Source organism: Streptomyces sp. Ru72, from assembly GCF_002920635.1.
Lineage (GTDB): Bacteria > Actinomycetota > Actinomycetes > Streptomycetales > Streptomycetaceae > Streptomyces.
In genome coordinates this window covers 1-23,154 of record NZ_PQSR01000003.1, presented here as the reverse complement: position 1 = coordinate 23,154, position 23,154 = coordinate 1, and the positions used below count along the sequence as shown (strand labels likewise).

The following is a 23,154-nucleotide window of genomic DNA, read 5'->3' as shown; positions in this document are numbered from 1 at the left end:
TTTCATCTGGGACGGGTAACGCAGCGGCACGGCCGCCGCCGTGCCGGAACTGCTACCCCCGCTCCGGGCGCCGTACCCGACTGTCTCGCCCCCTGATCAGCACCGGCCCCCACCGGTGCTGTTTCACAGGGTAGGGCCGCCGGCCTGGAGCGGAAGGAGATTTGCAGAACTGGTCGGCCGACGCGTTTATGGTGAGCCGCATGTTTCGTATCGAGACAGAAGTCGACAACGAGCGGCGGGACTTGCTCCGGGCTCGGCTGCGCGAGACGAACACGGCGGCGTCCCCGGTGCTGCGCGCCCTGCGCGGAACACCGGCGGAGCGCGATGTTCCGCTCCATGTGTGGGCGTTGGACGCGGCGGGGGGACTGGCGGGCGGGCTGGTCGGGCACACCTGGACGACGTGGCTGCACGTCGCGTACCTGTGGGTGGACGACCGGCACCGCGGCGCGGGCCTCGGCACGCGGCTGCTGGCGCAGGCGGAGCGGATCGCCCACGAGGACCGCGGCTGCACGGCGTGCCGCCTGGAGACGTGGGACTTCCAGGCCCCGGATTTCTACCGGCAGCAGGGCTACGAGGTGGTGTGCGTGATCCCCGACTATCCGCCGGGGATCACGGAGTACACGTTGACGAAACGGCTGGGCCGAGGCGGGGCGTGATCAGCTCAGGCGGCGCGCCCCGGCCGACGGCACCGCCGGGAACACCCGAGGTGCCGTGAAGCCGGCGGCGGCGAACGCCTCCTCGATCGCCTTGGTGATCGTGTCCGTGTCCGACGCCTCCACCAGGACGATGGCCGAGCCGCCGAAGCCGCCGCCCGTCATCCGGGCCCCCAGGGCGCCCGCGGCGTTCGCCGTGTCCACCACCAGGTCCAGTTCCGGGCAGGAGATCCGCAGGTCGTCGCGGAGGGAGACATGGCCCTCGGTCAGCACGGGGCCGATCGCCCGGACCTCGCCCGCGTCCAGCAGCCGGACCACCTGGTCGACCCGGTGGTCGTCCGAGACGACATGGCGCACATAGCGGCGCACACGCTCGTCCGACAGGCGCGCGAGCGCGGCGTCGAGCTCCTCGTACGCCACGTCCCGCAGATGCGAGACCCCGAGCTGCCGTGCGCCTTCCTCGCAGCCCTCGCGCCGCTCGGCGTACGCCCCGTCGCCCAGCGCGTGCTTCACGCGGGTGTCGACGACCAGCAGCGCCATGCCCTGGGAGGCCAGGTCGAAGGGGATCTGCCGGACGGACAGGTCACGGCAGTCCAGGTGCAGCGCGTAGCCGTCCGTGGCGCACGCCGACGCCATCTGGTCCATGATCCCGCAGGGCACGCCCACGAAGTCGTTCTCCGCGCGCTGGGCGAGCCTGGCCAGCTCGGGGCCGGTCAGGCCCAGCTCGTACAGATCGTTGAGCGCGAGGGCGATGACCACCTCCAGCGCCGCCGACGACGACAGTCCCGCGCCGGTCGGCACCGTCGAGGACAGGTGGACGTCCGCGCCGCTGATCGGGTGGCCGGCCTCGCGCAGCACCCAGACCACACCCGCCGGGTAGGCGGCCCAGCTGGTGTTGGTCAGCGGCTGCAGTTCGTCGACGTGCAGTTCGACGACCGGGCCCTCGATGTCCGCCGAGTGCAGCCGAAGCACCCCGTCGGTGCGCCGCGAGACCGCCGCGACCGCCGTGTGCGGCAGCGCGAGCGGCATCACGAAGCCCTCGTTGAAGTCCGTGTACTCGCCGATCAGGTTGACCCGGCCCGGTGCCGCCCAGACGCCCTCGGGAGCCGTCCCGTAGATCTCCCCGAAGCCCTCGCGTACGCCCACCTACTGCTCCCTTGCGATGTTCTGTGCGAACTGCCACGCGTCCGCGACGATCCCCGCGAGGTCCGCGCGGGACGGGTTCCAGCCGAGCTTCTCGCGGGCCGTGGCCGCGGAGGCGACCAGGACCGCCGGGTCGCCGCCCCGGCGCGGTGCCACGACCTCGGGGATCGGGTGGCCGGTGACCTGGCGCACCGTCTCGATGACCTCGCGCACCGAGAAGCCGTTGCCGTTGCCGAGGTTGCAGATCAGGTGTTCGCCGGGGGTGGCGGCGTCCAGGGCGAGCAGGTGGGCCTCGGCGAGGTCGGCGACGTGGATGTAGTCGCGGATGCAGGTGCCGTCCGGCGTCGGGTAGTCGTCGCCGAAGATCGAGATGGCCTCGCGCCTGCCCTGCGCGACCTGGAGGACGAGCGGGATGAGGTGGGACTCGGGGTCGTGGCGCTCGCCGTAGGGGCCGTAGGCGCCGGCGACGTTGAAGTAGCGCAGGGAGACGGCTCCCAGGCCGTGCGCGGCCGCCTCACCGGTGATCATGTGGTCGACGGCGAGCTTGGAGGCGCCGTAGGGGGAGGTCGGCGCGGTCGGGTCGGTCTCGGTGATCGGGGTGTTCACCGGCTCGCCGTAGGTGGCCGCCGTGGAGGAGAAGACGAGCTTGCGCACGCCGGCCTCGCGCATGGCGCCGAGCAGGGCCATGGTGCCGCCGACGTTGTTGTCCCAGTACTTCTCCGGCTTCACCACCGACTCGCCGACCTGCGAGAACGCGGCGAAGTGCAGGACCGCGTCGAAGGAGGCGTCGAGCCACTTGGCGGCGTCGCGGATGTCTCCCTCGATGAAGGAAGCGCCGGCCGGAACGCCCTCGCGCAGGCCGGTGGAGAGGTTGTCGAGGACGACGACCTCGTGGCCGGCCTCCAGCAGGTGCTGCGCGACCACGCTGCCCACATAGCCGGCGCCACCGGTGACCAGGTACTTCCCACTCATGAACTCGCTACCTCTCGCAGTCGCCGGGCCGCGGCCTCCGGCGGCACGTCGTTGATGAACACGTTCATGCCGGACTCGGAACCCGCGAGGAACTTCAGCTTGCCGGAAGTGCGGCGAATGGTGAAAAGCTCGAGGTGGAGCGCGAAGTCGTCCCTGGTCACGCCGTCGAACTCGTCCAGTGTGCCGAACGGCGCCTGGTGCCAGGCGGCGATGTACGGCGTCGGAGGCTCACCCTCGCCGAAGATCCGGTCGAAGCGCTTCAAGAGTTCCAGGTAGACCTTGGGAAACTCTGTGCGTGCCGCCTCGTCGAGCCCGAGCAGGTCGGGGACGCGGCGGCGGGGGTAGAGGTGGACCTCGTAGGGCCAGTGCGCGGCGTACGGCACGAACGCCACCCAGTGCTCGCTCTGCAGGACGATGCGCTCGTCGGCGAGTTCGCGCTCCAGTACGGCGTCGAACAGGTTCTCCCCGCCGGTCGCCTCCTTGTGGGCGGCCAGCGAACGGAGCATCAGGGCGGTGCGGGGGGTGGTGAAGGGGTACGCGTAGATCTGCCCGTGCGGGTGGCCGAGGGTCACGCCGATCTCCGCGCCGCGGTTCTCGAAGCAGAAGACCTGCTCGACGGCCGGCAGGTGGGACAGCTCGGCGGTGCGGTCGGTCCAGGCGTCCAGGACCAGGCCCGCCTGCTCCTCGGTCAGGTCGGCGAAGGAGGCGTTGTGGTCGGAGGTGAAGCAGACGACCTCGCAGCGTCCGGAGTCGCCGGCGAGCGAGGGGAAACGGTTCTCGAAGACGACGACGTCGTAGGACGAGTCGGGGATCTCGCTCAGCCTGCCGTCCCGGGAGGGGCACAGCGGGCACTCGTCGGCGGGCGGGTGGTAGGTGCGGCCCTGCCGGTGCGAGGCGACGGCGACCGAGTCGCCGAGCAGCACGTCCTGGCGGATCTCGGAGGTCGTGACGGTCCGCTCCAGCGGCCGACGGTCGACCGCGTCCCGCACGACGTCGTCGCGCAGGTCGTAGTAGATGAGCTCACGACCGTCGGCCAGCCGGGTCGAGGTCTTCTTCACGTTCGACTCTCCATTCGAGCCACTCACCCTTCAAACATAACCCAACACACCAAAACACAACTCACCACCGTCGTCAACGTCACAATCCAACAAAGACCACCATCAGAAGTGTTCAAATAACGAACGCGGCGACGTAGGTTCCGAACTGATTGGTTCACGCAACGAAGCGAGTGGTCATGCAAACCCCCACATATCTGGCAGCCGAGCTACGACTCCCCACAAACGGGCTCGACTACGCGATCCTCGGAATCTATTTCGCGGTCGTTCTGGGCATCGGGTTCGCGGCCCGACGCTCGGTGAAGACCAGCCTCGACTTCTTCCTGTCCGGGCGCTCCCTGCCCGCCTGGATCACCGGCCTCGCGTTCATCTCCGCCAACCTGGCCGCCACCGAGATCCTCGGCATGGCCGCCAACAGCGCCCAGTACGGCGCCTACACCGTGCACTGGTACTGGATCGGCGCCATCCCCGCCATGGTCTTCCTCGGCCTGGTGATGATGCCGTTCTACTACGGCTCCAAGGTCCGCTCGGTGCCCGAGTTCCTGCTGCTGCGCTTCGACAGGGGGGCGCACCTGCTGAGCTCGATCCTGTTCGCGTTCGCCGCGATCCTCATCGCGGGCGTGAACCTCTACGCCCTCGCGATCGTGGTGGAGGCGTTGCTGGGCTGGCCGCAGTGGGTGGCGATCGTGGTCGCCGGCTTCTTCGTGCTCGCGTACATCACCCTCGGCGGCCTGTCGTCGGCGATCTACAACGAGGTGCTGCAGTTCTTCGTGATCCTCGCGGCCCTCATCCCGATCACCGTGCTCGGCCTGAAGAAGGTCGGCGGCTGGGGCGGCCTGACCGACAAGCTCACCCAGACCCACGGCCACGACTTCGTCACCGCCTGGGGCGGCACCGGGATCGGCCACGCCAACCCCCTCGGTGCGAACTGGCTGACGATCGTCCTCGGCCTCGGCTTCGTGCTGTCCTTCGGCTACTGGACCACCAACTTCGCCGAGGTGCAGCGCGCCCTGTCCGCGAAGAACCTCTCCGCGGCCCAGCGCACCCCGCTGATCGCCGCGTTCCCGAAGATCTTCATCGTGTTCCTGGTGATGATCCCGGGCCTGGTGGCCGCCGTCCTGGTCCCGAAGATCGGCACGCCGGGCTCGTCCCTGCAGTACAACGACGCGATCCCGTACCTGATGCAGGAACTGCTGCCCAACGGTGTCCTCGGCATCGCGGTGACCGGTCTGCTGGCGGCCTTCATGGCGGGCATGGCGGCCAACGTCTCGTCCTTCAACACCGTGTTCACCAACGACATCTGGGCGCGGTACATCGTCAAGGGCCGCGAGGACGCGTACTACGTCCGCTTCGGCCGCCTCATCACCGCGATCGGCGTGCTGGCGTCGATCGGCACGGCGTTCCTGGCGTCGTCGTTCTCCAACATCATGAGCTACCTGCAGACGCTGTTCTCCTTCTTCAACGTGCCGATGTTCGTGGTGTTCATCGTCGGCATGTTCTGGAAGCGCGCGTCCGCGAAGTCCGGCTTCTGGGGCCTGCTCGCGGGCACGGTGACCGCGATGGTGAACTACTTCGTCGTCTACAAGCACGGCATCATCTCCATCCCCTCCGACCAGGGCGCCAACTTCGTCTCCGCGATCGCCGGTTTCGTGGCCGGCGCGGTCGTGATGGTCGCGGTCTCGCTGTTCACCAGGCCCAAGCCGGAGGACCAGCTCCAGGGCCTCGTCTACGGCACCCGCTCGCCCGGCATGGCCGAGCCGCCCTCCGCGGGCGACGACGCCTGGTACCGCAGGCCCGCCCTGCTCGGCTGGGGCGCGGTCGTCCTCGCCGCCGCCTGCTACATCCCGTTCTCGTTCTGACCGCGGAGGATTGACCGACCATGTCCGAGTACTCCGAACACGACGTCCAGCGTGAAGTCAGCGAGCTGCAAGGCAAGTCCGCCACCGCCGCACGCATCTTCGACCTCCGCCGCATCATCGGCGGCCTGTTCGTGATCTACGGCGTCATCGTGATGATCGCGGGCTTCACGGCCTCCGACGCGGCGATCCGCAAGGCGGAGGGCGTCAACATCAACCTGTGGACCGGCCTGGGGATGCTGATCCTGGGCCTGCTGTTCCTGCTGTGGCTGAAGCTGAGGCCGATAGCTCCGCCGTCCGTCGACGCGGGGTCCAAGGAGAGGCCCGAGTAGGCGGCCACGCCTCGTCGAGCGCCGGGGGAACTGCGCGTCGTACGTCGGCCGCGGGTGGTCCGTGGCCGGCCCCGTGCAGTTCCCCGCCCCCCTGTGGGGAGCCCGTTCGGTTACCCGCTTGCGGGGTTGACGGGACCCGCCCGGTCCAAGAGGCCCGTCCGCGCTGCCAGGGCGGCAGCCTCCAGGCGGGAACCCACCCCCAGTTTCATCAGGACGCGCTGGACGTGGGTGCGGGCGGTGGACGGCGCGATGCCCATGCCCGCCGCGATCAGGCGGGTGTCCTCACCGTCCGCCACCCGGACCAGGACCTCGACCTCCCTCGGGGTCAGCATCTGCAACAGGCGCTGGCCCTCGTCGTCCGGCTGCGCCGCCGGGTTGAGCAGTTCGTTGAACGCGCCCTGCAACAGCTGCGGCGCCACGGCCGCCTCGCCCGCCCGTGCCTTCATGATGGCCCGCTCGACGCCCTCGATGCGCTCGTCGTGCCGTACGTAGCCCGAGGCGCCGGCGGCGAACGCGGCCGCTATCCCGCGCGGGCTCGGCACCGGGCCGAGCACCAGCACGGCCACCTGCGGGCGCTCCTGCTTGATGCGCACCACCGGGTCGAAGGCACCCGGCTCCGCGGGTGCCGCAGTGCCCAGCAGGCACACCTCGGGCGCCCTGCTGATCACCAGGTCCGCCGCCCCCGCGGCGGGCGCCGCCGCGGCGAGCACCCGGTGTCCCCTCAACTTCAGAGCCGAGGCCAGCGCCTCGGCGAGCAATCGGTGGTCGTCGACCACCATGAGCCGCACTCCCATCGAGCAACCCCCCAGTCCCCCCCGTGGATGCCCACTATGGATGCCCACTGGCCCGCATGGACAGAAGCCCCCCGGCGCACCCCCCGCCCTTCATGCCCCCGGAAGCTACACGCTTGTTCGACATCGCGCTTCCCCAACCGGCCAGAAGTGCCCCGGATTACCGAAATCCCGCCCAATGGCGCGTGATGACGGGTACGTGAAAGGCCCTGCCCCCGAACAGGAGCGAGGCCCTCGCCGTGCGCCGCGCCCGCGCTACTTCGCGCCGAAGCCGAGCGCGGTGTACGACTGCTGGTCGGCCGTGAACGGCTTGCTGACCAGGTCCTTGCCGAGGAAGAGCCGGCCGTCGGTGTACAGCAGCTCGGACGTCTTCGGCACCATGCTCATGATCGCGCGCAGCACCTCCCGGGAGGCAGGGGTCTCCAGCAGTCTCGTCTGCTTCAGGGACCCGCCGTCGACCGAGACCACCTGGGCGCCCTTGTTGTACGGGCCGCTCTTGTACGCCAGCACGTTCCCGCCGTCCATGCGGATCGGGAAGATGTCGTAGCCGTCGCCGGCGTCGATCCGGTCGCCGGTGGTCTTCCCGGTGGCCAGCGAGAACGCGATGATCTCGTTGGTCCTGGAGCCCTGGGCCGAGCCGTCGTGGTCGTTGGTCGGCACGTACAGCTTGTCGTTGCCCACCGTGATCGCCTGGCAGTCGTGCACCTTGCCGACGCCGCAGTGGTGCTCGTACTTGCCGTCCTCCAGCGCGATCTTCGTCCGCAGCCTGCCGGTGTCGTCCAGCGAGAAGACGTCCGTGGCACCGGAGGCGGTGATGCCGCCCGAGTCCACGCCGAACACGACCGGCTTGGTGGAGATCACCTTGGCGTTGTCGATGCCCTGGGGGAGCTTGTAGCTCCATTCGGCGCCACCCGTCCTCGGGTCGAGCAGCCGCACCTCGTACAACTCGCCCCCGAAGGGGCCGCACTTGCGCACCGCGACGAGCTGCTCGCCACCCGCGTAGCCGACGTCCGTGCAGGAGCCCCTCGCGTGCTGCCAGAGCACCTTGCCGGTGGTCAGGTCGAAGGCGGCGCCGCCGTAGAGGCCGGCGCCGGCGGCGACCGTCGTACCGCTGATCGACACCTCGCCGAACGCGACCGCTGCGCCACCGGTGCTGACCGATGTGGTCCACAGCTTCTTCCCGGTGGCGACCTCGAACGCGGTGACGTCGCTGCACGGTTTGCGGTCCCGCGCGTTCGCCCGCTTGCCCGACTCGGAGACCACCGCGGCGATCCCCGAGGAGCTGATCTCGGGTGAGCCCGCGCAGGTCTGGCCGTTCAGCGGCAGCGTCCACCTGGTCGCGCCGGTGTCCGGGTCGTAGCCCACGATCTTGTTGATGCCGGCCTTGGCGTACACGGAGTCGGTGAGCCAGGAGCCCGCGACGTTGTCGAGCTCCTGTCTGTCCGTGATCCGCGGCGCCGGGATCTGGAAGAGGACCTTGGCGCTGGGGTCGGCCGGCGCCTTCTCCTTGCCGGAACCGGAGCCGCCGGTGCCGCTCCCCTGGCCGCCCCGTCCGCCGTCCGCACCGGACGCGGAACCTCCGCTTGTGTCGCTGCCGGAGGAACTGTTCGCGTACCAGGCCCCGGCGCCGACGATCAGCGCGATGGCCGCGACCGCCGCGACGACGATCCACGCCGTGGCGCCCGGCCCCTTGCGGCCGCCGCCCGGGGTGCCTTGCGGCGGTACGGGCACCATCGGCGGCTGCTGGTAGCCGTATCCGGGGTGCTGGTTCGGGAAGCCGTGACCGGGCTGCTGGACATACCCGTATCCCGGCTGGGGCGGGGCCGGCGGCTGCGGGTAGCCGTAGGCCGGTCCCTGGGCGGGCGGTGGGGGCGCCTGGGGCGGCGGCTGGGGCGCGCCGAAGCCGCCGAAGCCGCCCGGCGGCGGGGGCTGCGGGGCGCCGAAACCACCGCCGGGCGGCGGCTGGTGGGGCGGCGGGGGCGGCTGGTGGGGAGGGGGCGGCGGCTGGCTCATGGCGTGAGGACCTCGAAGGACACAGGAACAGTGGGCGGGGAGGAACGGGTCGGCGGACCGCTCACCTGCCGTAGGCCAGCATCAGCTTCTCCTTGGACCGGGTACCGCCCGTCAGCCGGGTCGTGGAGAGGTACAGGCGCCCGTCCACGTAGGCGATCGCCTTGGAGAAGAAGCCGCTCTCGACCTGCGCGGCGCCCGCCGGGTTCTGCAGCAGCTTCGCCGCGGTGTGGCTCCCGCCGGTCGTCGCGATGGAGACGACCTGGCCGCCGGTGTCGTACGACGCCTCGACATACGCGATCAGATGGGTGCCGTCCATCTTGAGCGGGAGCATCGACTCGTCCGCCGGGGACTTCACCCGCCACTTCTCCTTGCCGGTGTCCAGGCTGATCGCGACGATCTCGTTCGGGCCGCTCTTCGCGTCGGTCGGCAGGTACAGGGTGCTCGCGTCGGCCACGGCACCCGTGCAGCCCTGCAGGTCACGGTTGAGGATGGCCCAGCCGCACCGGGGTGCGAAGGACCCGTTGACGTCGAGCTGGGAGCGCAGGCTGCCGTCGCTCTTCAGGGTGGAGACGTTCCACCGCGTCTTGTCCTCGTTGGTGAGGTAGAGGACGACCGGGTCGACCGAGTAGAGGCGCGCGATCGTCCAGCCCTTGGGGATCTGCTTGGTCCACCTGGCCCTCCCGGTCGAGGGGTCGAGCTCCTGCACCTCGTCGTGCGCGTCCGAGCCGCCCGCGCCGCAGGAGGCGACCGACAGGAGCTTGGTGCCGCCCGCGAACGCGGTCGGGAAGCAGGCCGCGCCGTACCGCTGCTTCTCCCACAGCTTCTTGCCGGTGGCCACGTCGTACGCCAGGCCGGACTGTGCGCGGGCGACCAGCAGGGTCCTGCCCGTGATGGTCAGGTCGACGGCGAGCGCGCTGTCGAAGAGGGCACCGTCGGCGATCTGCGCGCTCCAGCCCTTCTTGCCGGTGTCGAGGTCTATCTCCTGGATGTGGTTGCACTTGGCGCTGTCGCTCACGCCGCTCATGTAGGCGACCACGACCTTGTCGTCCGCCGTCTGCCGCGGAGTGACCGCGCAGATCTTCTGCGGGAAGGAGATCGGGTTCCAGGTGGGCCTGCCGCTCGCGACGTCGTAGGCGAAGACCTGCTTGTACGCGGCCTTCACCGCCGACCTGCCGGTGATCCACATGCCGGGGGCGTCGGCGCCGTGACCGGGCGCGTCGGGCGCCTGCTGGTACCAGAGGACCCTGTCCTCGCCCGGCTTGCGGTCCTGGTCGAGGTTCTCCGGGTCCGCGCCGCCTCCGCCCGTGCCACCGCCCGCGTCGGCCGGGGCGGAGGCGGTGGAGGACGCCGCGGGGCTCTGGTTCTTGTCGGCGGTGGGATTCTTGTCCCCGCCGCTGCTGACCGCGTACACGGTGCCGCCTATGAGGAGCAGCGCGGCGACGGCGGCGCCCACGACCAGCGCCGGCCTGCCCTTGAAAGGGTTCCTGGAGCCGCCGCCGGGGGGCGGAACGGGCGCGCCGGGGAACTGGGGCGGCTGCTGCGGATAGCCGTAGCCGGGGTGGGGAGCGGCGTAGGGGCCGGGCTGCTGGGCGTACGGGCCGGGCTGCTGGGTGTAGGGGCCGGGCTGAGTTCCGTACGGACCCGGCCCGCCGTACGGACCCGGCTGCGGGTACGCGCCCGGCTGCGGGTACGGGCCGGAGGGCGGCGGCTGCGGGTAGCCGTACCCCGGCTGGGACGAGGCCGCCGGGGGCTGGGCGGGTGGCGGCGGAGTCGCCTGCCGGGGATCGTGTGGGGGGCCGAAACCACCCTGCGGCGGCGGATTCCACGGTGCGCCGAAACCGCCGCCCTGCGGCGGCTGGTCGGGCGGCTGAGTCATCAGCGCGTTCCCCCTCTGTACTGATGCGTCCCCACGCCCGTGGTGCTTGTCTTCCGCCACGCCGGTGGTACTCAGGCTGTTCTCAGACGGACCTTTCTATCACCGGGGCGTCCTCGAACACGGGCCGGTCCTGCCCCTGTTCCCAAGGGAGGACCGGCCCGTGACGGCCTCGTTACGCGCCTTCAGGTGCCGTGCACCGCATGTGCCGGGCTCCCGCCCAACGCTTATGCGTCCTCGGCGAGTTCGAGCCAGCGCAGCTCCAGTTCCTCACGCTGCCCCGCCAACTCCCGCAGCTCGGCGTCGAGTCCGGCCACCTTCTCGAAGTCCGTGGCGTTATCGGCGATTTGCTGGTGCAGCTTGCCCTCCCGCTCGGCGATCTTGTCCAACTGGCGCTCGATCCGCTGGAGTTCCTTCTTCGCGGCGCGGGCGTCGGCGGCGGAGGCGGTGGGCTTGGCGGCGGCGGGTGCCGGTGCCGCGGCGGCCGCGGCGGCCTCCTCCATGCGGTGGCGCCGCTCCAGGTACTCGTCGATGCCGCGGGGCAGCATCCGCAGCGTGGCGTCGCCGAGGAGGGCGTAGACCTTGTCGGTGGTGCGCTCGACGAAGAAGCGGTCGTGGGAGATCACGATCATCGAGCCGGGCCAGCCGTCGAGGACGTCCTCGAGCTGGGTGAGGGTCTCGATGTCGAGGTCGTTGGTGGGCTCGTCGAGGAAGAGGACGTTGGGCTCGTCCATGAGGAGGCGCAGCAGCTGCAGCCGCCGCCGCTCACCGCCGGACAGGTCGCCGACCGGCGTCCACTGCTTCTCCTTGTTGAAGCCGAACGTCTCGCACAGCTGCCCGGCGGTCATCTCGCGCCCCTTGCCGAGGTCGACGCGTTCGCGGACCCGCTGCACGGCTTCGAGGACCCGCCAGGTGGGGTCGAGTTCGGCGACCTCCTGGGAGAGATAGGCGAGTTTGACGGTCCTGCCGACGGCGATCCGGCCGCCCGCGGGCTGCTGCTCGCCCTCGCTGCGCGCGGCGTCGGCCATGGCGCGCAGCAGGGAGGTCTTGCCGGCGCCGTTGACCCCGACGAGGCCGATGCGGTCGCCGGGGCCGAGCTGCCAGGTGACGTGCTTGAGCAGCACCTTCGGGCCGGCCTGGACGGTGACGTCCTCCAGGTCGAAGACCGTCTTGCCGAGCCGTGAGGAGGCGAACTTCATCAGCTCGCTGCTGTCGCGGGGCGGCGGCACGTCCTTGATCAGTTCGTTGGCGGCCTCGACACGGAAGCGGGGCTTGGAGGTACGGGCGGGGGCACCGCGCCGCAGCCACGCCAGCTCCTTGCGGACCAGGTTCTGCCGCTTGGCCTCCTCGGAGGCGGCGATGCGCTCCCGCTCGGCGCGGGCGAAGACGTAGTCGGAGTAGCCGCCCTCGTACTCGAAGACCTCGCCGCGCTGCACGTCCCACATGCGGGTGCACACCTGGTCGAGGAACCAGCGGTCGTGGGTGACGCACACGAGCGCGGAGCGGCGCTCGCGCAGGTGGCCCGCGAGCCAGGCGATGCCCTCGACGTCGAGGTGGTTGGTGGGCTCGTCGAGGACGATCAGGTCCTGCTCGGCGATCAGCAGCTTGGCGAGCGCGATACGGCGCCGCTCGCCGCCGGAGAGGGGACCGATGACGGTGTCGAGCCCCTGGGGGAACCCGGGCAGGTCGAGCCCGCCGAACAGGCCGGTGAGCACGTCGCGGATCTTGGCGTTGCCCGCCCACTCGTGGTCGGCCATGTCCCGGATGACCTCGTGGCGGACGGTGGCGGCCGGGTCGAGGGAGTCGTGCTGGGTGAGCACGCCGAGGCGCAGCCCGCCGGAGTGGGTGACGCGGCCGGTGTCGGCCTCCTCCAGCTTGGCGAGCATCCGGATCAGGGTGGTCTTGCCGTCGCCGTTGCGCCCGACGACCCCGATCCGGTCCCCTTCGGACACGCCGAGCGAGACGCCGTCGAGGAGGGCACGGGTGCCGTACACCTTGCTGACGTTCTCGACATTGACCAGGTTGACGGCCATTTCACTCCTGACGCGGGGATGGATCAGCCTTCAAGCGTAGGGCCTCCGGGGGAGGGGGCGGGGCGCGAGGTGATCGTCACTCTTTGTGGTGACGTGGTCGGTGATCGACGGCTACGGTGGGAAGGCAGGCCGCAGGATCCCGTCCATGGGAGGAACCATGACTGCCGAGTCCGCAGAGCACCGCCACCACTGGCCGGTGCCGCCCCCGGACGGCTACACCGTGGACGACCTGTTCACACTGCCGGATCTCCCGCCGCACACCGAGCTGATCGACGGGAGCCTGGTTTTCGTGAGTCCGCAGCGCCGCTTCCACTTCCTTGCGATCGACCTGCTGGTCAATGGGTTGCGCAGTTGCCTCACCTCCGAGTTCAGTGTTGAGCGGGAGATGACGGTGGTATTGGATCGGCGCAACGGCCCAGAACCGGACATCTCCGTAGTCCGTGCCGAAGCGGTCACCGACAGGCGTCAGACCCACTTCAACGCGTCGGACGTCCTGCTCGCCATCGAGGTGGTGTCACCGGACTCCGAGGCCCGCGACCGCGACTACAAGCCGCACAAGTACGCCGCCGCAGGCATTCCCCACTTCTGGCTGGTCGAGATGGCGGGCCAGGACGACCACCCTGTGGTCCAGGTCTACGAACGCGGTGAGGCCACCGGCACCTATGCGCTGACCGGCATCTACCACGACCACGTCAAGGTCAGCGTGCCCTACGACATCGACATTGACCTGACCGCCATCGACAATCTCTGAGTCCTGCCCTCAGACGACCGTCGCCCCCGGCACCGGCCCCGCCGCCACCCGCACCGCCCTGCACGTCCCGGACGCCCGCAGCGCATGGGCCACCTTCTCCGCCGCCTCGGCATCACGCGCGAGGAACGCCGTGGTAGGCCCGGAGCCGGAGACCAGCTCGGCCAGCGCACCGGCCTCCCGCCCCGCCTCCAGCGTCTGAGCCAGTTCCGGATACAGGGACAGCGCCGCCGGCTGAAGGTCGTTGGAGACCGCAACGGCCAGCGCGTCCACGTCGCCCTTGGCCAGCGCCTCCAGCAGCTCCGCCGAAGCCACCGGCTCCGGAACCTCCCGCCCCTGCGCCATCCGGTCGAACTCCCGGAAGACCGCCGGGGTCGACAGGCCCCCCTCGGCCATCGCGAACACCCAGTGGAACGTGCCCCCGACCTCCAGCGCCGCCAGCCTCTCGCCCCGCCCGGTGCCCAGCGCCGCCCCGCCCACCAGGCTGAACGGCACATCGCTGCCCAGCTCGGCGCAGATCTCCAGCAGTTCCTCGCGCGAGGCTCCCGTACCCCACAGCGCGTCGCACGCCAGCAGGGCGCCCGCCCCGTCCGCGCTGCCGCCCGCCATGCCCCCGGCGACCGGGATGTCCTTGGCGATGTGGATGTGCACGGCCGGATCAAGGCCGCGGCGCCCGGCGAGCGTCAGCGCCGCCCGTGCCGCCAGGTTCGTACGGTCGAGCGGCACCTCCGCGGCGTACGGCCCCGAGCAGGTCACCCGCAGCTCGTCGGCCGGGGTCACCGTGATCTCGTCGTACAGGCCGACGGCGAGGAAGACGTTCGCCAGGTCGTGGAAGCCGTCGGGGCGGGCGCCGCCCACCCCGAGCTGCACGTTCACCTTGGCCGGGACGCGAACCCTGACACTCACTTACTCGGACTCCCTGTGCTCCGCGATACGCGCGAACTCCTCCACCGTCAGCGACTCGCCCCTCGCCTGCGGTGAGATACCGGCGGCCACGAGCGCGGCCTCGGCCGCCGCGGCCGACCCCGCCCATCCGGCGAGCGCGGCACGCAGCGTCTTGCGCCGCTGGGCGAACGCCGCGTCCACGACCGCGAACACCTCGTCCTTCGACGCGGCGGTCTTCAGCGGCTCGGCGCGCCGCACGAGCGAGACCAGCCCGCTGTCGACGTTGGGGGCGGGCCAGAAGACGTTGCGCCCGATGGCCCCGGCGCGCTTGACCTCGGCGTACCAGTTGGCCTTGACGGACGGCACCCCGTAGACCTTGGACCCGGGCGCGGCGGCGAGCCGGTCGGCGACCTCGGACTGCACCATCACCAGCGTCCGCTCGATGCTCGGAAAGGTGTCGAGCATGTGGAGCAGGACGGGGACGGCGACGTTGTAGGGCAGGTTCGCGACCAGCGCGGTGGGTGCGGGGCCCGGCAGCTCACGGACGTGCAGCGCGTCGGAGTGCACCAGCGCGAACCGCTCGGCCCGCTGCGGCATGCGCGCCGCGATGGTGGCCGGCAGCGCCGCCGCCAGCACGTCGTCGATCTCGACGGCGGTGACGCGCTCGGCGACCTCGAGGAGCGCGAGCGTCAGCGAGCCGAGCCCGGGTCCCACCTCCACGACGACGTCGTCGGGCCGCACTTCGGCGGTGCGGACGATGCGCCGCACGGTGTTGGCGTCGATGACGAAGTTCTGGCCGCGCTGTTTGGTGGGGCGTACGCCGAGGGCCGCCGCCAGCTCACGGACGTCGGCGGGGCCCAGCAGGGCGTCGGGGGTGGGGCTGCTCACGGGGCAAGCCTACGGGGCGGCGTCCGGAGCCCCGGCCGGTGGCACCGTCACCGGTACAGCCGTGACCCGCAGTGCGGCCACGGGCTGGTCCCCTGCCGCACGAACAGCTTCTTCGCCCGGTACGTCTGCTCCTCCGCGGGCGCGTCCTGCGGACGGCCCGAGCCGCCGAGGCTGCGCCAGGTGCGCCGGTCGAACTGGTAGAGGCCGCCGTACGTGCCCGACGGGTCCACCGCGCGTGCGCGACCACCGGACTCGCAGGCCGCGAGCCCCTTCCAGTTCAGGTGCTCCGCGCCCTCCACCAGGTCCGGGCGCGGCTTGGTGCCGATCCGGACGAGCTGGGCCTGTGGCTGCCGCACCACCTCGTCACTGATCCGGCGGGGCCTCTCCTTCACGCCGTTGACGGTGCGCAGGGCGTACGTGACCCGGCGCGCGCCCGCCTGCCCGGGGCGCGCGACCACCTCCGTGCCCTTGAGCAGGTTCGGGTCCTTGGTGCGCCGCACGTCGAACGGGATCGGCTCCTCGCGGACCTCCTGGGAGCCCATCACCCGCAGCACGGTCACCGTCTGCCCGTCGCGGGGGAAGCTGTCCGGTGCCACGGACGTCGTGTCCTGCCGGTAGAGCACGACCCCGGCCTGGGCGACGGCCTCGCGGACGGTCGCCGCGTTGGTCCGGATGGTGCGGGCCTGCCCGTCCGCGAGGACCGTCACCGTGCGCTCGGTGCGGACGTCCAGCCCGAGCCCGTCGCGGCCGATCCCCTGGGAGCGCGAGGTCGATACGTAGGCGCCCTCCGCGCGCACCCCGAGCTGCCGGAGCGCGGCCTCCACCGTGGGCGCCGTCGTCCACACCTCGCGCTGGACGCCGTCGATGGTGAGCCGCACGGGGCGGCCGTAGCGGACCGCTACCTCGTCGCCGCTCGCGAGCGGCGTTCCGGGCGCGGGGGCGACGAGGTCGTGATCGCCTACCTTCACGCCCTGCTGGGCGAGCAGCTCGCCGACGTCGGAGGCGAAGGTGTGCAGGGTGCGGGTGCGGCCGTCCACGGTCAGCTCGACGGCCTTGTCGTTGGCGACGAACGCGGTGGTACCGCCGGCGAGGAACGCGACGACGAGCGCCTGCGGGATCAGACGGCGCATGGAGTCGGGGCGTGCGCCTCCCTTTCTGCCGCGCGCCGCGTGCCGGGCCTGGGCGCGCCCTGAGGGGCGCGGGGTGGCCTCCGGCTGACGGCGGGGCGGGCGGGCCGCTATCGCCGTGGCGCGCGCGGCCGCGCGGGCGCGCGCCTCGTACGCGGGACGGTACGTGTCCGGGTGGGCGCGACAGGGGGCCTCACGGTCCTCGTACGCCCCGTACGGCGAGTACTGCCGGTTGCTCACGACGACACGCTCCAGAGAGGTTCCGACACGGCGACCAGAACCTAGCGGCTGGTCGTCACTCTCCAAAGCAACGCCGTTACTCGGTGTCGCGACACGGGCCCCCGGTCAGGACCCGGCCGGGCGGGCCGGTCAGTACGCGAAAGCGCGGGCCGTGTTGCGCGCGACGGCCGCGGCCAGCGCGTCCTCCTCGACGCCCTTCACCGCGGCCATGGCGCGGACCGTGACCGGAATGAGATAGGGCGCGTTCGGCCGTCCGCGGTACGGCGCGGGCGTCAGGAACGGCGCGTCGGTCTCCACCAGGACGAGGTCGAGGGGCGCCACGGCGAGGGCGTCGCGCAGCGGCTGGGCGTTCTTGAAGGTCACGTTGCCGGCGAACGACATGAAGTACCCGTTCCGCGCACAGACCTCGGCCATCTCGGCGTCACCCGAGTAGCAGTGGAACACGGTCCGCTCCGGGGCGCCCTCCTCCTTGAGGATGCGCAGCACGTCGGCGTGGGCCTCGCGGTCGTGGATCACCAGGGCCTTGCCGTGCCGCTTGGCGATCTCGATGTGGGCGCGGAAGGAGCGCTCCTGGGCGGCCTTGCCCTCGGGCCCGGTGCGGAAGTAGTCGAGCCCGGTCTCGCCCACGCCCTTGACCTGCGGCAGGGCGGCGAGACGGTCGATCTCCGCGAGCGCCTCGTCCAGCGCCGCGTCCCCGCCCGGCTCCCGGGCGCCCTGCCGGGACCAGCCGTCGGGGTCCCCGTGGACGATGCGCGGCGCCTCGTTCGGGTGCAGGGCCACCGCCGCGTGCACGGAGTCGTGCGCCGCGGCGGTCTCGGCGGCCCAGCGCGAGCCGCGCACATCGCAACCGACCTGCACGACCGTCGTCACGCCGACCGACGCGGCCTTGGCGAGGCCCTCCTCCACCGTGCCGGACTGCATGTCGAGGTGGGTGTGCGAGTCGGCGACGGGCACGCCGAGGGGCGCGGGAAGCGGCGGCGGCGCGTTCTTGGCGGACTGGTCGGACGCTCGGGAAGGCATGCCCCGATCCTACGAAAGGGGCATGCCGCGCCTGGCCCTGCCTTGCGGCAGGGGCCGTCAGCCCGCCTTGCGGTGGTTCTGGAACGGGTGGAGCAGGTCCGACAGGTGCCAGTGGTGGTGGCCGTCGGTGGGCTCCGGCTTCGTGCGCGGCGCCTCACGGTCCTCGCCGTCGGCCTGCGGGACCGGGGCGTGGTGCCGGTGCAGGGAGTTCTGCACGGAGGACACCTGGCCCGGACGCATGATGCGCACCACGTGGCTGTCGCAGTTGTGGCAGGACGGGCGGCTCAGCGGCGAGGGGACGACGTGGCCGTTCGTCACGTACATCACGAACTCGTTGCCGTCCGCGTCGAGGTGGTGCTCTATCTCGTACGACTGCTCCCAGCCGTGCCCGCAACGCATGCACGCGAAGGAATAGGACTCGTGGACGACGGCGGTCGCCGCGCTGCGGTCGGGCCGCCCTGTGACCTGGCCGGCCGCCGTGGCCTGGCCGGTCCGCCCTGATATCTCACTCATTCCAGCTCCTCTTGTCCGCTGGACAAGCGCCCCCGCGGTGCGGGCTTCCCCCCGGAACCCCGCGCGGTCCCACGGTGGCGAGGGACGGGTGCGTCCCTGTCCCCCAGTGGACGCCTTCACGAGGGGGAGCGGGAGCGGACCTGTCGAGTGTTGGGGGCGATTTGGACATCGCTTGCCGAAATCACCCGATCGCCCCGCTCCGGCTTTGCCTTCGACGACAGCCCTTTGCCCCCCTATGGGGCGCACGCTCAGGAGAGATGCGCCCTGCTCAGAGAGGGTTTGAGCCCCCTCACAGGGCTGTCGGCGATCACGGCGGCGCATCGCCAGGGCGCCGCGCCGAGGGGCAGGCACAGCCGCCGGCCCGGTGCGGGAAGCGCCGGGGTTCAGCCCGCCGCGTCCGCGTTCTTCGCCGCCACCACCGCGTCGAAGACCTCCCGCTTCGGCAGGCCCGCCTCCGCCGCGACCGCCGCGATGGCCTCCTTGCGGCGCTCCCCGGCCTCCTCGCGGACGCGCACCCGGCGCACCAGCTCGGCCGCGTCCAGCTCCTCGGGGGCCTTCTCGCCGGCGCCCTCCACCACGACCGTGATCTCGCCCCGTACGCCGTCGGCGGCCCATGCCGCCAGCTCCCCGAGCGAGCCGCGCCTGACCTCCTCGTACGTCTTGGTCAGCTCGCGGCACACCGCGGCCCGCCGCTCGCCCCCGAACACCTCCGCCATCGCGGCGAGCGTGTCGTCGAGCCGGTGCGGGGCCTCGAAGTACACCAGCGTGCGCCGCTCCTCGGCGACCTCCCGCAGCCGCGACAGCCGCTCCCCCGCCTTGCGCGGCAGGAACCCCTCGAAGCAGAACCGGTCCACCGGCAGCCCGGACAGCGCCAGCGCGGTGAGCACGGCGGACGGCCCCGGCACGGCGGTCACCCGGATGTCCTTCTCCACGGCGGCGGCCACCAGCCGGTACCCGGGGTCCGACACGGACGGCATCCCCGCGTCGGTGACGAGCAGCACCCGCGCCCCGCCCGCCAGGGCCTCGACCAGCTCGGGTGTCCGGGCAGACTCGTTGCCCTCGAAGTACGACACGACACGCCCGGCAGGCTGGACGTCCAGCGCCTGGGTGAGCCGGCGCAGCCGACGGGTGTCCTCGGCGGCGATCACATCGGCGGTGGCCAGCTCCTCGGCGAGCCGCGGCGGCGCGTCGGCGATGTCCCCGATGGGGGTTCCGGCGAGGACCAGGGTTCCGGTCGTAGTCCCAGGCGCAACTGTCACGTCTCCATCCTCGCAGGCGCGGGCCCCACCCGATCGGCCGGTACGACGCCGACGTCAGCGGCTTCCGCCGCGGGGCGGGCGGCGTCTGGTGCGGTGCGTCACTAGGAGCCCGGCGACGACGCGGCGAGGCGCCGCACCTCCGGCGCCCGCGGCCGCCGCGCCGGTGACGCGTCGGAATCCCGGCACGGCCGATCGGGTAGGGCCCAAGCGCGCGACTCACACAGACGTGTTCCCTACGATGGCGCGGTGACCAGTACCGCGTCCTCCACGGACACCCGGCAGGGCCAGGCCGCCGCAGAGCCGCGGCCGTCGTGGCAGCAGCGGCTGCGCCGTTTCGGTTACGCGGCGCGCCCGAGAAGCGACGTCCGCGACCGGCTTGTGCCGCCGTACAACCGGCCCAGCCCGCGCATCTGGGCATCGATCGGCCTGCGTAAGGACGTCGCCGACCGGATCGCGCGCTGGTCGGCGTGGGGCGGCCCGCTGCTCGTGACGCTGATCGCGGGGCTGATGCGGTTCTGGAACCTGGGCAGTCCCAGGGCGGTGATATTCGACGAGACCTACTACGCGAAGGACGCGTGGGCGCTCGTCCACAACGGGTACGAGGCGAACTGGGCCAAGGACGCCAACGACCTCATCCTTCAGCGGGGCGGCCATGTGCCGGTTCCCACGGACGCCGCGTACGTCGTGCATCCGCCGGTCGGCAAGTACGTCATCGGCCTGGGCGAGCTGATCTTCGGCTTCAACCCGTTCGGCTGGCGCTTCATGACCGCTCTGCTCGGCACGCTGGCGGTGCTGCTGCTGTGCCGTATCGGCCGCCGCCTGTTCCGGTCCACCTTCCTGGGCTGTCTGGCGGGAGGGCTGCTTGCGGTGGACGGGCTGCAGTTCGTGATGAGCCGCACCTCGCTGCTCGACGGCGTGCTGGAGTTCTTCGTGCTCGCGGCCTTCGGCTGCCTGCTCGTCGACCGGGACAGAGCGCGCGCCAAGCTGGCGGCGGCCCTCCCGGTGGACGCCGACGGCCGGGTGCGCCCGGACCCGCACACCGCCGGGACCACCCGCCTCGGGTGGCGCCCGTGGCGCTGGCTGGCGGGCCTGATGCTCGGCCTCGCGATCGGCACGAAGTGGAACGGCCTGTACTTCCTGGCCGCCTTCTGTGTGATGGCCCTGCTGTGGGACGTGGGCGCACGCCGGGTCGCGGGCGCCCGCCGCCCGTACGTCACGGTCCTCAAGCGGGACACGGGCCTGACCTTCCTGGCGACGGTCCCGGTCGCGCTCATGGTGTACCTGGCCTCCTGGACCGGCTGGATCCTGTCCCCGTCCAACGGCTCCGGCGGCTACTTCCGCAACTGGGCGGCCACCGACGGCAAGGGCGGCCACTGGACCTTCCTGCCCGACTGGCTGCGCAGCCTGTGGCACTACGAGCACGAGGTCTATCTGTTCCACGTCGGCCTCACCTCGCCGCACACGTACCAGTCGAACCCGTGGAGCTGGATCGTGGTGGGCCGCCCGGTCTCGTACTTCTACGAGTCCCCGAACCCGGGTGAGGCGGGCTGCCCCACGGACGCGGGCGGCAAGTGCGCCCGCGAGGTCCTCGCACTCGGCACCCCGCTGCTGTGGTGGGCGGCCTGCTTCGCGCTCGTGTACGTGCTGTGGCGCTGGGCGTTCCGCCGCGACTGGCGGGCGGGTGCCATCGCGTGCGGCGTCGCGGCCGGCTACCTGCCCTGGTTCCTGTACCAGGAGCGCACGATCTTCTACTTCTACGCGGTCGTCTTCGTGCCGTTCCTGTGCCTTGCGGTCGCGATGATGATCGGCGCCCTCCTCGGCCCACCCGGCGCTGACGAACGCCGCCGGATCGCGGGAGCGGCGGGCGCGGGCGTCCTGGTCCTCCTGATCGCGTGGAACTTCATCTACTTCTGGCCCCTGTACACGGGCACGGCGATCCCGATGGACTCGTGGCGGGCGCGGATGTGGCTGGACACCTGGGTCTAGCCGGGCGGACACACCACGAGGGCGCCGCGGTCGGCCGCGCCCTCGTGGTCGTTTCCGGTCGTTAGCGGTTGTCGTCGGCTGCCCCAAGACGGCCCAGAGACGGCCCAGTCGCCGTACGACTAGGCCGTTTTTTCGGATCAGCGGAGGGAAGCAAGGGCGGGCACATGCCGAGGCCGGTCCGGTCTGCTTCTGCAACCGGGCGGCGATCTCCGGGGCCGAGCCCTCTACTCCGCCGCCACGATGCGTTCCACTGCGGCCGTCACCAGTTGTTCACGCTCTTCCGCCGTGAAGACGTCCGGCAGGGTGAGCTGCTCAACGATCAGCCAGTTCAGCGTCAGTATGAGCAGCTTGACGGCCGTGGCGTCGCCCGGGAAGCCGGAAGCCTCGTGATAGGCGACATTGGCGTCGACGTCTGCTCTGACTCGCTCAGTGAGAACCTTGCGCAGTTCGGGGCGGCGGGTGGCCTCAAGGCGGAGTTCAAGCAGCGCGAGGTAACCGGTGCGGAAGGAAGCGATGCGGCCGACGAGTTCGCGCATCAGTTCGACGTAGGTTTCCCGGTCGCGGTCGGCCGCCCGCTGGCGGGCGATCGTGGCCTCGTCCGGCTGAAGTCGCTCGTAAACCCGGGCGCCGGCCTGTGTGAGCAGATCGTCACGGCTGGCGAAGTAGTTGGACGCCGTGCCGGCGGGAACGGCGGCCTCGGCATCCACGGCCCGGAAAGTCAGGCCACGTGCACCTTCCCGGGCCAGCACCTCGATCGCCGCGTCAACGAGGGCTGCGCGCCGCTGGTCGTTCCGTCTCACCATTGACACCACTCCATATGTAGTACTACGCTCAAACCACTTCAGCTAGAGTACTACGCGTGGGGGATCACTTTGCGAAAGCTCGTGTACTACGTCGGCGTCTCACTCGACGGCCGCATCGCCGGCCCCGGCGGCGAGTTCGACTTCTTTCCGCTGGGCGAGGAGCAACAGGCCGCCGCCTACTCGACCTGGATGAACGCGCTGTACCCGGAGACCGTCCCGACCGCTTACCGCGCGGCCGTCGGCGTCACCGACGCGCCCAACCGACGTTTCGACACCGTCGTCATGGGCCTCGGTACCTACCGCCCGGCCCTCGACACCGGGATCACCACCCCGTATGCGCACCTGCGCCAGTACGTGGTGTCCAGCACCCTCAAGCCGGACATCGACCCAGCCGTCACCGTCGTGCCGAGCGACCCGCTCGCCCTCGTCCGCGAGCTCAAGGGCGAGGTGGACTCCGGCCTGGACATCTGGCTCTGCGGGGGCGGCCGGCTCGCGGGCACCCTGTTGCCCGAGATTGACGAGCTGCTGATCAAGACCTATCCGGTCGTTGCCGGTACCGGAATCCCGGTAGTCGACGGTACCTTCGACCCCACCGTCTTCAATGTCGCCGAGCGCACCGCCTTCCCCAACGGGGTCACTCTCACCCGCCTCACCCGCCGCTAGGCGGTTTCGAATCAGCGGGCGAACCAGAGGAAGATGCCCGCATATGGAGTCCGGCCAGGTAGATGGTCGCCGTGTTTTGCCGCCGGACACGAACACCTTTGCCCGCCTTGTCGGCAGGTTCGACGCTCTGGAACGTCCCACAGCCGTAGGCCGCCGCGATCGCGTCGCGCGTCGTGATCAGGCCCGGCACAAGATCAACGCTCGGCGTCATGCCGCGACCCTGATCACCCCCACTGACAGCCTCCCTCTGCCATTTCCAGGCGGCAGGCAAAGGGCGGCCCCCATTCCGCCAGTCGCCATT

20 protein-coding genes and 1 pseudogene are annotated in these 23,154 nt (G+C 71.2%); 6 read left to right on the top strand and 15 right to left on the bottom strand.

The genetic code is table 11. The annotated features are described in order from the left end of the window. Positions 1–188 precede the first annotated feature (188 nt). Entirely contained in the window at positions 189–656 is a 468-nt protein-coding gene (locus tag C3488_RS02300) for an N-acetyltransferase (RefSeq protein WP_181138857.1), read from the top strand. Here the strand turns inward: C3488_RS02300 and galK are convergent, their stop codons facing one another. From galK to galT, 3 genes are read right to left on the bottom strand one after another with little or no spacing between them, the layout of a single operon-like run. Continuing rightward, positions 657–1,799, bottom strand: a complete 1,143-nt coding sequence (gene galK, locus C3488_RS02295) for a galactokinase (protein WP_103837593.1) — start codon at positions 1,797–1,799, stop codon at positions 657–659. Beyond that, positions 1,800–2,768 (bottom strand): UDP-glucose 4-epimerase GalE, encoded by a 969-nt coding sequence (galE, locus tag C3488_RS02290; RefSeq protein ID WP_103837592.1) that lies wholly within the window; start codon positions 2,766–2,768, stop codon positions 1,800–1,802. After that, the gene (galT, locus tag C3488_RS02285) at positions 2,765–3,826 is read right to left on the bottom strand and encodes a galactose-1-phosphate uridylyltransferase (protein WP_103837591.1); all 1,062 of its coding nucleotides are present in this window, start codon (positions 3,824–3,826) and stop codon (positions 2,765–2,767) included. Before galT ends, galE begins: the two co-directional genes overlap by 4 nt. A gap of 176 nt (positions 3,827–4,002) precedes the next feature. Here galT and C3488_RS02280 point away from each other — a divergent pair, with 176 nt between their 5' ends. Then, positions 4,003–5,682, top strand: coding sequence for a sodium:solute symporter family protein (locus C3488_RS02280; protein ID WP_103837694.1), 1,680 nt, complete (start codon positions 4,003–4,005; stop codon positions 5,680–5,682). A 20-nt stretch (positions 5,683–5,702) separates the two neighbouring features. Next, positions 5,703–6,011, top strand: coding sequence for a hypothetical protein (locus C3488_RS02275; RefSeq protein WP_103837590.1), 309 nt, complete (start codon positions 5,703–5,705; stop codon positions 6,009–6,011). A gap of 110 nt (positions 6,012–6,121) precedes the next feature. Here C3488_RS02275 and C3488_RS02270 read toward each other — a convergent pair whose 3' ends face one another. The 4 genes from C3488_RS02270 to C3488_RS02255 all read right to left on the bottom strand — a co-directional run bounded on the left by C3488_RS02270 (position 6,122) and on the right by C3488_RS02255 (position 12,721). Continuing rightward, on the bottom strand, positions 6,122–6,805 hold the full coding sequence (locus C3488_RS02270; RefSeq protein WP_103837589.1) for a response regulator transcription factor: 684 nt from the start codon (positions 6,803–6,805) through the stop codon (positions 6,122–6,124). Positions 6,806–7,057: 252 nt separating this feature from the next. Then, positions 7,058–8,815, bottom strand: coding sequence for a PQQ-binding-like beta-propeller repeat protein (locus C3488_RS02265; protein ID WP_103837588.1), 1,758 nt, complete (start codon positions 8,813–8,815; stop codon positions 7,058–7,060). Between the two features lie 61 nt (positions 8,816–8,876). After that, positions 8,877–10,691 carry a PQQ-binding-like beta-propeller repeat protein gene (locus C3488_RS02260; RefSeq protein WP_103837587.1) on the bottom strand — a complete coding sequence of 605 codons (1,815 nt, stop codon included), beginning with the start codon at positions 10,689–10,691 and terminating at the stop codon, positions 8,877–8,879. A gap of 224 nt (positions 10,692–10,915) precedes the next feature. Continuing rightward, positions 10,916–12,721 (bottom strand): ABC-F family ATP-binding cassette domain-containing protein, encoded by a 1,806-nt coding sequence (locus C3488_RS02255; RefSeq protein ID WP_103837586.1) that lies wholly within the window; start codon positions 12,719–12,721, stop codon positions 10,916–10,918. A gap of 157 nt (positions 12,722–12,878) precedes the next feature. On the opposite strand from C3488_RS02255, the gene C3488_RS02250 reads away from it, so the two are divergent. Beyond that, positions 12,879–13,472 carry a Uma2 family endonuclease gene (locus C3488_RS02250; protein WP_103837585.1) on the top strand — a complete coding sequence of 198 codons (594 nt, stop codon included), beginning with the start codon at positions 12,879–12,881 and terminating at the stop codon, positions 13,470–13,472. A 9-nt stretch (positions 13,473–13,481) separates the two neighbouring features. Here the strand turns inward: C3488_RS02250 and C3488_RS02245 are convergent, their stop codons facing one another. From C3488_RS02245 to rsmI, 6 genes are all read right to left on the bottom strand, one after another. Then, positions 13,482–14,375, bottom strand: a complete 894-nt coding sequence (locus tag C3488_RS02245; protein ID WP_103837584.1) for a 4-(cytidine 5'-diphospho)-2-C-methyl-D-erythritol kinase — start codon at positions 14,373–14,375, stop codon at positions 13,482–13,484. Then, complete coding sequence (rsmA, locus tag C3488_RS02240; RefSeq protein ID WP_103837583.1) at positions 14,376–15,242, bottom strand: 16S rRNA (adenine(1518)-N(6)/adenine(1519)-N(6))-dimethyltransferase RsmA; 867 nt, start codon at positions 15,240–15,242, stop codon at positions 14,376–14,378. Between the two features lie 47 nt (positions 15,243–15,289). Continuing rightward, positions 15,290–16,609: a ubiquitin-like domain-containing protein gene (locus C3488_RS02235; RefSeq protein ID WP_308460651.1), complete on the bottom strand. Its 1,320-nt coding sequence runs from the start codon at positions 16,607–16,609 to the stop codon at positions 15,290–15,292. A 129-nt stretch (positions 16,610–16,738) separates the two neighbouring features. Next, the gene (locus C3488_RS02230; protein ID WP_103837581.1) at positions 16,739–17,629 is read right to left on the bottom strand and encodes a TatD family hydrolase; all 891 of its coding nucleotides are present in this window, start codon (positions 17,627–17,629) and stop codon (positions 16,739–16,741) included. A 57-nt stretch (positions 17,630–17,686) separates the two neighbouring features. Further along, complete coding sequence (locus C3488_RS02225) at positions 17,687–18,142, bottom strand: hypothetical protein (protein ID WP_258053255.1); 456 nt, start codon at positions 18,140–18,142, stop codon at positions 17,687–17,689. Between the two features lie 383 nt (positions 18,143–18,525). Further along, positions 18,526–19,401: a 16S rRNA (cytidine(1402)-2'-O)-methyltransferase gene (gene rsmI, locus C3488_RS02220; protein WP_103837580.1), complete on the bottom strand. Its 876-nt coding sequence runs from the start codon at positions 19,399–19,401 to the stop codon at positions 18,526–18,528. 246 nt (positions 19,402–19,647) lie between these two features. Here rsmI and C3488_RS02215 point away from each other — a divergent pair, with 246 nt between their 5' ends. Continuing rightward, entirely contained in the window at positions 19,648–21,387 is a 1,740-nt protein-coding gene (locus tag C3488_RS02215) for a dolichyl-phosphate-mannose--protein mannosyltransferase (protein ID WP_103837579.1), read from the top strand. 224 nt (positions 21,388–21,611) lie between these two features. Here C3488_RS02215 and C3488_RS02210 read toward each other — a convergent pair whose 3' ends face one another. Next, positions 21,612–22,190 carry a TetR/AcrR family transcriptional regulator gene (locus C3488_RS02210; protein ID WP_103837578.1) on the bottom strand — a complete coding sequence of 193 codons (579 nt, stop codon included), beginning with the start codon at positions 22,188–22,190 and terminating at the stop codon, positions 21,612–21,614. 69 nt (positions 22,191–22,259) lie between these two features. Here C3488_RS02210 and C3488_RS02205 point away from each other — a divergent pair, with 69 nt between their 5' ends. Then, on the top strand, positions 22,260–22,853 hold the full coding sequence (locus C3488_RS02205; RefSeq protein ID WP_103837577.1) for a dihydrofolate reductase family protein: 594 nt from the start codon (positions 22,260–22,262) through the stop codon (positions 22,851–22,853). Here the strand turns inward: C3488_RS02205 and C3488_RS02200 are convergent. After that, positions 22,840–23,154 (bottom strand): annotated as a pseudogene (locus C3488_RS02200) (hypothetical protein); the annotation flags it as partial. The gene C3488_RS02205 and the pseudogene C3488_RS02200 overlap by 14 nt on opposite strands.

Coding starts and splice junctions, on each gene's coding strand:
- C3488_RS02300 (WP_181138857.1), top strand. CDS start 189: ATGGTGAGCCGCATGTTTCGTATCGAGACAGAAGTCGACAACGAGCGG.
- galE (WP_103837592.1), bottom strand. CDS start 2,768: ATGAGTGGGAAGTACCTGGTCACCGGTGGCGCCGGCTATGTGGGCAGC.
- C3488_RS02280 (WP_103837694.1), top strand. CDS start 4,003: ATGCAAACCCCCACATATCTGGCAGCCGAGCTACGACTCCCCACAAAC.
- C3488_RS02275 (WP_103837590.1), top strand. CDS start 5,703: ATGTCCGAGTACTCCGAACACGACGTCCAGCGTGAAGTCAGCGAGCTG.
- C3488_RS02270 (WP_103837589.1), bottom strand. CDS start 6,805: ATGGGAGTGCGGCTCATGGTGGTCGACGACCACCGATTGCTCGCCGAG.
- C3488_RS02265 (WP_103837588.1), bottom strand. CDS start 8,815: ATGAGCCAGCCGCCGCCCCCTCCCCACCAGCCGCCCCCGCCGCCCCAC.
- C3488_RS02260 (WP_103837587.1), bottom strand. CDS start 10,691: ATGACTCAGCCGCCCGACCAGCCGCCGCAGGGCGGCGGTTTCGGCGCA.
- C3488_RS02255 (WP_103837586.1), bottom strand. CDS start 12,721: ATGGCCGTCAACCTGGTCAATGTCGAGAACGTCAGCAAGGTGTACGGC.
- C3488_RS02250 (WP_103837585.1), top strand. CDS start 12,879: ATGACTGCCGAGTCCGCAGAGCACCGCCACCACTGGCCGGTGCCGCCC.
- C3488_RS02230 (WP_103837581.1), bottom strand. CDS start 17,629: ATGCCTTCCCGAGCGTCCGACCAGTCCGCCAAGAACGCGCCGCCGCCG.
- C3488_RS02225 (WP_258053255.1), bottom strand. CDS start 18,142: ATGAGTGAGATATCAGGGCGGACCGGCCAGGCCACGGCGGCCGGCCAG.
- C3488_RS02210 (WP_103837578.1), bottom strand. CDS start 22,190: ATGGTGAGACGGAACGACCAGCGGCGCGCAGCCCTCGTTGACGCGGCG.